Here is a 6,926-nt window from a genome sequence, read left to right as displayed (position 1 = left end):
GCCGGGCGCGGCGCGGCTCGACGTCGGACCGTCGGTGGTGCTGCGTATGCCGGTCGCCGGGCATTTCGTCGCGGCGGCGCTGGACTGGCGCGCGCGTGTCGCGGGCGCGGCCAAGCCGGACTCGGGCGTCGCACTGACGATCGCGACGGATTTTTGAGGGAATGCCATCATTTCCCTGGGGACCCGCCCGGGAGGATGAAGGCGCACGCCGTTCTGGCGCGCGGCACACCGATAGGTTAGCCCTGTGCCATGCACATCTACCTGCCCATCGCCGGCCTCTCGGTGAACATGCTGGTGATCGTGCTCCTGGGCGGCGGGGTCGGCATCCTGTCCGGGATGTTCGGGGTCGGTGGCGGGTTTCTGACGACGCCGCTGCTGATCTTCTACGGCATCCCGCCCGCGGTCGCGGTCGCCTCGTCGGCGACGCAGATCACCGGCGCCAGCGTGTCGGGCGTACTTGCGCAGATGCGCCGGGGCGGCGTCGACTTCCGCATGGGCGGCGTGATGGTGGCGGGCGGCGTGATCGGATCGGGGCTCGGCGCGCTGCTGTTCCGGCTGCTCCAGAAGCTCGGCCAGATCGATACGGTGATCGCGCTGACCTATGTCGTGTTGCTCGGCGGGATCGGCACCCTGATGGCCCGCGAGTCGCTCGGTACGATCCTGGCGCAGCGCCGCGGCGGGAAGCCGGCGCGCAAACAGCGCCGCCACAACCGGCTGATCGCGATGCTGCCGTTCCGTTGGCGCTTCTACCGCTCGGGCCTCTATATCTCGCCGCTCGCCCCGTTCCTGCTCGGCACGATGACCGGTGCGCTGACCGTGGTGCTCGGCGTCGGCGGCGGCTTTGTGATGGTGCCCGCGATGGTCTATCTGCTCGGCATGGCGGCAGGCGTGGTGGTCGGCACCTCGCTGTTTCAGATCCTGTTCGTCACCGCCGCGACGACGATGATCCACGCCACCACCACGCAGGCAGTCGACATCGTGCTCGCCATCCTGCTGCTGATCGGGTCCGCGATCGGCGCGCAGATCGGCAGCCGCTTCGCGATGAAGCTCAAGCCCGAATATCTGCGGCTGCTCCTCGCGCTGCTCGTCCTCGCGGTCGCGCTCCGCATGGCCGCGGGACTGACCTGGCAGCCGGGCGAGCTCTACAGCGTCGAGGCCGGATGAAGCGAGAGCTCGCGGCGCTGGCGTCTCTGCTGTGCCTAGGCGCGGCCAAGCCGGTGCTGGTGCCCGACGTCTCCGAGCGGCAGGTGCAGATCGTCTACAGCTTCACCGGCGCCGACCTGTTGCTGTTCGGCGCGATCCTCTACCCGCAGGGCCGCGCCCCCGACCGCCCGCCCGACATCGCGGTCGTGCTCAAGGGACCGACCGAGTCGATCCTGCTGCGCGAGAAGCAGAAGGTCGCGGGCATGTGGGTCAATGCCGACAGCGCGCGCTTCCGTTCCGCGCCGTCCTTCTACGCGATCGCCAGTTCGCGCCCGCTGGCGCAGCTGGTCGACGCGCGCACCGCGGCGATCTACGAGCTCGGGCTCGACGGGCTGCAGCTTTCGCCGACCTCCAACGCGCTGCCGGAGCAGCAGCAGCGGTTCGAACAGGGCCTGATCGACCTCAAGCGCCGCGCCGGCCTCTACGTCGAGGATGCGCACGGCGTCGAGATCACCGACGGCGTGCTGTACCGCGCGCATATCAACGTGCCGGCGCGCGTGCCGGTCGGCCGCTATGTCGCCGAGACCTTCCTGATCCAGGACGGCAAGGTCGTCGCCGGCGCGGTGCGTGCGGTGCGGATCGACAAATCCGGATTCGAGCGCTTCGTGTCGCATGCCGCGCATCGCTGGCCGGTCAGCTACGGGCTGGTCGCGGTCGCATTGTCGCTCGCAATCGGCTGGGCCGCCGGGCAATTCTTCCGCCGCGGCTAAGCCGCGGTGTTGCTTGAACCTTTGTTTACCGCCGCGGCCCTAGGATACGTCCGACCAGGGCAGGAGTGTAACGTGGACGGTACGGCATGGCGCGGATTTGCTGATGATGGAGCGGCCGATTCGGCGCCGCATACGTCCGGTTCCCCCCTGGTCGCGATCGGTCGCGTGATCGAGGTCGGTGGTGGCACCGCGCGCGTTTTGATCGACGGCAGCACCGTCGATGATCTGCACCGGGCCGCCGGTGTCACCACCGGCGTTGCGCGAGCCGGCGAGGTCGGCTCGCAGGTCAAGATGCAGTCGGGCGAGCTGTGGCTGGTCGCCAACGTCCGCTCGCTCAGGCTCGACGACGCCGCGACGCGGGGCATCGTCGCCGAGATCGATTTTCTCGGCGAGGGCCGCAACTGCCCGATCACCGGCCAGCTGCTCGAATTCCGCCGCGGCGTGACCCGCTATCCGATGCCCGGCTGCGCGATCTATCCCGCCGGCCACGCCGACATGCTGCAGATCTACGCGGCGGAAGATCGCGCGCATATCGAGATCGGCACCGTCTATCCCACCTCGGACGTGCGCGGCGCGCTCTATATCGATGCGCTGCTCGGCCGCCATTTCGCGCTGGTCGGATCGACCGGCACCGGCAAGTCGACCAGCCTCGCGCTGATCCTGCACCGCATCTGCGAGCTCGCCCCCGAGGGCCATATCGTGATGATCGATCCGCACGGCGAATATCCGGCCGCGTTCGAGAATCATGGCGAACTGTTCGACGTCGAAAATCTGGCGCTGCCCTATTGGCTGCTGACCTTCCAGGAACATGCCGAGGTGCTGATCGCCTCGGAAGGCGCCGAGCGCCAGCGCGACATGGACGTGCTCGGCAAATGCCTGCTCGCCGCGCGACAGAAGAGCCGCTCGTCGGAAGGGCTGAGCAAGCTCACCGTCGACACGCCGATCCCCTATCTCCTCTCCGACCTGCTCGCCTTCATCGTCCAGGACATGGGCAAGCTCGATCGCAGCGGCGACACCGGCTCGCATATGCGGCTCAAGACCAAGATCGAGGAAATCCGCGCCGATCCGCGCTACTCGTTCATGTTCTCGGGGATGCTCGTCACCGACACGATGGCGGCGACGATCGCCCGGCTGTTCCGGCTGCCGACCGGCGGCAAGCCGATCTCGATCATCGACGTGTCGGGCGTGCCGTCCGAGATCACCTCGGTGGTGGTTGCACTGCTCAGCCGTCTGGTGTTCGATTACGCGATCTGGTCGCGCCACGAGACGACGCGGCCGATCCTGCTCGTCTGCGAGGAGGCGCATCGCTACATCCCGTCCGACCGCACCACCACCGCGTCCGCGGTGCGCTCGGTGCTCGAGCGGATCGCCAAGGAGGGCCGCAAATATGGCGTGTCGCTGGGGCTGATAACGCAACGGCCCTCTGATTTGGCGGAAGGGGTGCTGTCGCAATGCGGAACGATCATCGCGATGCGCCTGAACAACGAACGCGATCAGGCCTATGTGCGGTCGGCGATGCCAGAGGGTGCGCGCGGCTTCATGGAGACGATCCCGGCGCTCCGGAACCGCGAATGCGTCGTGTGCGGCGAGGGCACCTCGATCCCGATGCGGATCGCGCTCGATAATCTCGAGGAGAATAAGCGCCCGGCCTCGGGCGATCCGCTGTTCTCGGTGCTGTGGAAGAATAGCGGCGACGAGCCCGCGATGATCGGCCGCGTCATCGATCGCTGGCGCCGCCAGGGGCGTTAGCCACACCCACCCCGTTATCCCCGCGAAAGCGGGCAACGACGCGCGTCGGCCGTCGCGCTCGCGCTTCATGCGCCGCGTCTAAGGCGGTCCGATCAGGACCGCGACGACGGCTCCGACACCGGCAACGCGGCCACCCGTGCGAGAGTCGCGCGAAAGCGGGCGAGGTCGTCGCCGTCCAATATCGGCGCCACCGCGAAATTGGCGGTGATCGGATCGATCGCAACTCCGTTGCGATACACTTCGAAATGGCAATGCGGACCGGTCGACATGCCGGTTGAGCCGACATAGCCGAGCAGCTCGCCCTGCCGCACGATCGCGCCGGGGCGGACGACGATGGCGCTCATATGGCCATAGCCCGTCCCCAGGCCGCCATCATGCTGGACCTGCACGAAATTGCCATAGCCGCCATGCGCGCCGGCGAAGCGGACGATGCCTTCCGCCGCCGCGACGATCGGCGTGCCATAGGGCGCGGCGAGATCGACGCCCTGGTGCATCCGGCTGAAGCCGAGGATCGGATGGAAGCGCATCCCGAAGCCCGACGACAGCCGTGCGTCGGCGACCGGTACGGTGAGACCGTCGCCCGGCGGCCCGACACCCGCCGCGTCGAACCAGCCCTCCTGCCCATCGACGGTCCAGCGGAGCAGGCTGAGCGGCTGGCCGCGATGCAGGATGCCGGCATAGAGCAGCCGCGCGCCGCCGTCCGCAGGGGCGAGAACGAGGTCGAAGCGGTCGGTCGACGCGATCGTCCCAAGGTCGATGCGCGTCGCGATCGCGTGCAGGAAGTCGGCCGCCACCGACGGCGCGGCGCCCCTATCGAGCAGCGCGCGATACAGGCCGCCGCCGGCGACGCCGGTTAGTCGGATCGGTCCGTTTGCCACGATTGGCACAGTGGCAGGCGCAGCCCGCGATCGGAGGGGTGTCGATACGCGGACCGCGCGCGGAGCCGGTGCGGCGACCGCAACAGGAAACGACGCGCGCAGGGCGGGCGGCCTGGGCTGCAGGGTAGGCGCGACGGCGATAAGCGCGGCGACCAGCGCGCTCAGCGTCGTGACGCCACGCCACCAATGGACCGAGCCGATATTCTCGCCAAGATCGACGACAAGCCCGTCCGACGGTTGCCACGGCGTACGGCGGACGATCGTCGCCTCGGCGCGCACGAGATGTGCCGGCCAACCGGCCACACCGAGATCGGGATCGTCGTTCTGGAACACGCGCGCCGCCCTTGCGGATGATTGTCGCCACCTGCGACCTTGGTACCGTTCTGGCGAAACGAGGTTAAAGTCGGCCTAACCGCGCTCGTTACGGGTGCGTCGAGCGATTCTCCCATCGCGACGAATCGAGCCGGCCGTTGCTGCATCGCGCTTGCGTTCGCGCGCGCAACACCCCACCTTCTCCGACTAGATGCGCAGCGTGATCACGGATCGGCTCGTCGCCGTGCTGGGGCCCACGAATACGGGCAAGACCCACTATGCCATCGAGCGGATGTGCGCTCACTCGTCCGGATTGATGGCCTTCCCGCTCCGGCTGCTCGCACGCGAGGTCTATGACCGCGTCGTCGCGATCAAGGGTGCGGCGCAGGTCGCGCTGCTGACCGGCGAGGAGAAGATCCTGCCGCCGCACGCGCGCTACTATCTCTGCACCGCCGAATCGATGCCGACCGACCGCGACTTCGCCTTCGTCGCGCTCGACGAGGCGCAGCTCGCCGCGGACCCCGAGCGCGGCCATGTCTTCACCGACCGGCTGCTGCGCGCGCGCGGCCGCGAGGAAACGCTGATCCTCGGCTCCGAGACGCTGCGGCCGATGCTGCGCGCGCTCGTCCCCGACGCCGACATCATCGGGCGCCCGCGTTTTTCCACGCTGAGCTATGCCGGCCCGAAAAAGCTGTCGCGGCTGCCCAAACGCTCGGTGGTCGTCGCCTTCTCGGCCGAGGAGGTCTATGCGGTGGCCGAAATGCTGCGGCGGCTGCGGGGTGGCGCCGCGGTCGTGATGGGCGCGCTGTCGCCGCGCACGCGCAACGCGCAGGTGCAGATGTACCAGGCCGGCGAGGTCGACTATCTCGTTGCGACCGACGCGATCGGCATGGGGCTCAACATGGACGTCGCCCACGTCGCCTTCGCCAGCCTGCGCAAGTTCGACGGCAAGCGCTCGCGTCGGCTGACCGTGCCCGAAATGGCGCAGATCGCGGGCCGCGCCGGGCGCCACCAGCGCGACGGGACGTTCGGGACGCTGGGTTCCGAAGGGTCGAGCGCGACGCTCGACGGCGAGGAGGTGATGGCGATCGAGGGCCATCATTTCGCGCCGCTCGACCATCTCTACTGGCGGTGCGGCACGCCCGATTTCGGCAATGCCGAGCGGCTGATCGCCAGCCTCGAAGCCAAGCCGACGCTGCCCGGGCTGCGGGCCGCACCCGAGGCGATCGACTTGGCCGTGCTCAAGCGCCTCGCCGCCGAGCCCGACATCTTTGCCCGCGCCCGCGGCGAGGCGATGACGACGCGTTTGTGGGGCGCGTGCGGCCTGCCCGATTTCCGCAAGACCGGCGCCGAGATGCACAGCCGGTTGGTCGGCCGGATCTTCCGACATCTGAGCGAGGGTGACCGCCGCATTCCCGCGCCCTGGTTCGCCGACGAACTGCAGCGGCTCGATACCGTCCAGGGCGACGTCGAGACGATCGCGGGCCGGATCGCCGCGGTGCGCACCTGGGCCTATATCGCGCACCGCGCCGACTGGCTCGCCGAACCCAAGCACTGGGCCGAGCGCACGCGCGAGCTCGAGGAGAAGCTGTCGGATGCGCTGCACGAGCGGCTGACCCAGCGGTTCGTCGACCGCCGCACCTCGGTGCTGCTGCGCGACCTCGACAAACGCGGCGCGGACATGTTGCCCGTGAGCATCGCCGCCGATGGCCTCGTCAGCGTCGCCGACGAGCCGATCGGACACCTGACCGGCTTCCGTTTCGTCGCCGACGTAGCCGCGCGTCATGCCGACATGAAGCGGTTGATGGCGGCCGCGGAACGGCGGCTGGGGGTCGAGCTGGCGCGCAGGGCGGCCGCTCTCGTCGACGACGGGGATGCGGCGTTCACGCTGGCGACCGACATCGGCCGCCCGGTCGCGATCTTCTGGCGTGGCGACGTGGTGGCGCGGCTCGGCAAGGGCAAATCGCTGACCGAGCCGCGGCTCACGCTCCACCGCACGCTCGATCCGCTCTCGGCGGAGGATCGCGCGAAGGTCGCGGCCCGCTGCGCGGCGTGGCTGCAGGCGGCAGTGGCG

Annotated in this window: 5 protein-coding genes; 4 read left to right on the top strand and 1 reads right to left on the bottom strand. The window is 69.1% G+C overall.

Features of this window, described 5'->3' with window-relative positions; translation table 11 throughout:
- The first annotated feature begins 249 nt into the window (after positions 1 to 249).
- From Q0326_RS17495 to Q0326_RS17485, 3 genes are all read left to right on the top strand, one after another.
- A complete protein-coding gene (locus tag Q0326_RS17495) occupies positions 250 to 1,164 on the top strand; it encodes a sulfite exporter TauE/SafE family protein (RefSeq protein ID WP_298692993.1) in 915 nt (304 codons plus the stop codon).
- A complete protein-coding gene (locus tag Q0326_RS17490; protein ID WP_298692991.1) occupies positions 1,161 to 1,913 on the top strand; it encodes a TIGR02186 family protein in 753 nt (250 codons plus the stop codon). The genes Q0326_RS17495 and Q0326_RS17490 overlap by 4 nt, the downstream gene beginning before the upstream one ends.
- A 165-nt stretch (positions 1,914 to 2,078) precedes the next feature.
- Positions 2,079 to 3,662 carry a DUF87 domain-containing protein gene (locus Q0326_RS17485; protein WP_298692989.1) on the top strand — a complete coding sequence of 528 codons (1,584 nt, stop codon included), beginning with the start codon at positions 2,079 to 2,081 and terminating at the stop codon, positions 3,660 to 3,662.
- Between the two features lie 92 nt (positions 3,663 to 3,754).
- Here Q0326_RS17485 and Q0326_RS17480 read toward each other — a convergent pair whose 3' ends face one another.
- Positions 3,755 to 4,873 carry a M23 family metallopeptidase gene (locus tag Q0326_RS17480; RefSeq protein ID WP_298692987.1) on the bottom strand — a complete coding sequence of 373 codons (1,119 nt, stop codon included), beginning with the start codon at positions 4,871 to 4,873 and terminating at the stop codon, positions 3,755 to 3,757.
- A gap of 190 nt (positions 4,874 to 5,063) precedes the next feature.
- Between Q0326_RS17480 and Q0326_RS17475 the strand changes: the two genes are divergently transcribed.
- The coding region (locus tag Q0326_RS17475) for a helicase-related protein (RefSeq protein WP_298692986.1) at positions 5,064 to 6,926 on the top strand (1,863 nt) is incomplete at its 3' end.

The organism is uncultured Sphingomonas sp. (assembly GCF_937859915.1).
Classification (GTDB): Bacteria; Pseudomonadota; Alphaproteobacteria; order Sphingomonadales; family Sphingomonadaceae; genus Solisphingomonas.
This window is presented reverse-complemented; position numbering and strand designations above follow the sequence as displayed.

Bases quoted from the DNA above. Each gene is read 5' to 3' on its own strand.
- Q0326_RS17495 (WP_298692993.1), top strand. From the start codon at position 250: ATGCACATCTACCTGCCCATCGCCGGCCTCTCGGTGAACATGCTGGTG.
- Q0326_RS17490 (WP_298692991.1), top strand. From the start codon at position 1,161: ATGAAGCGAGAGCTCGCGGCGCTGGCGTCTCTGCTGTGCCTAGGCGCG.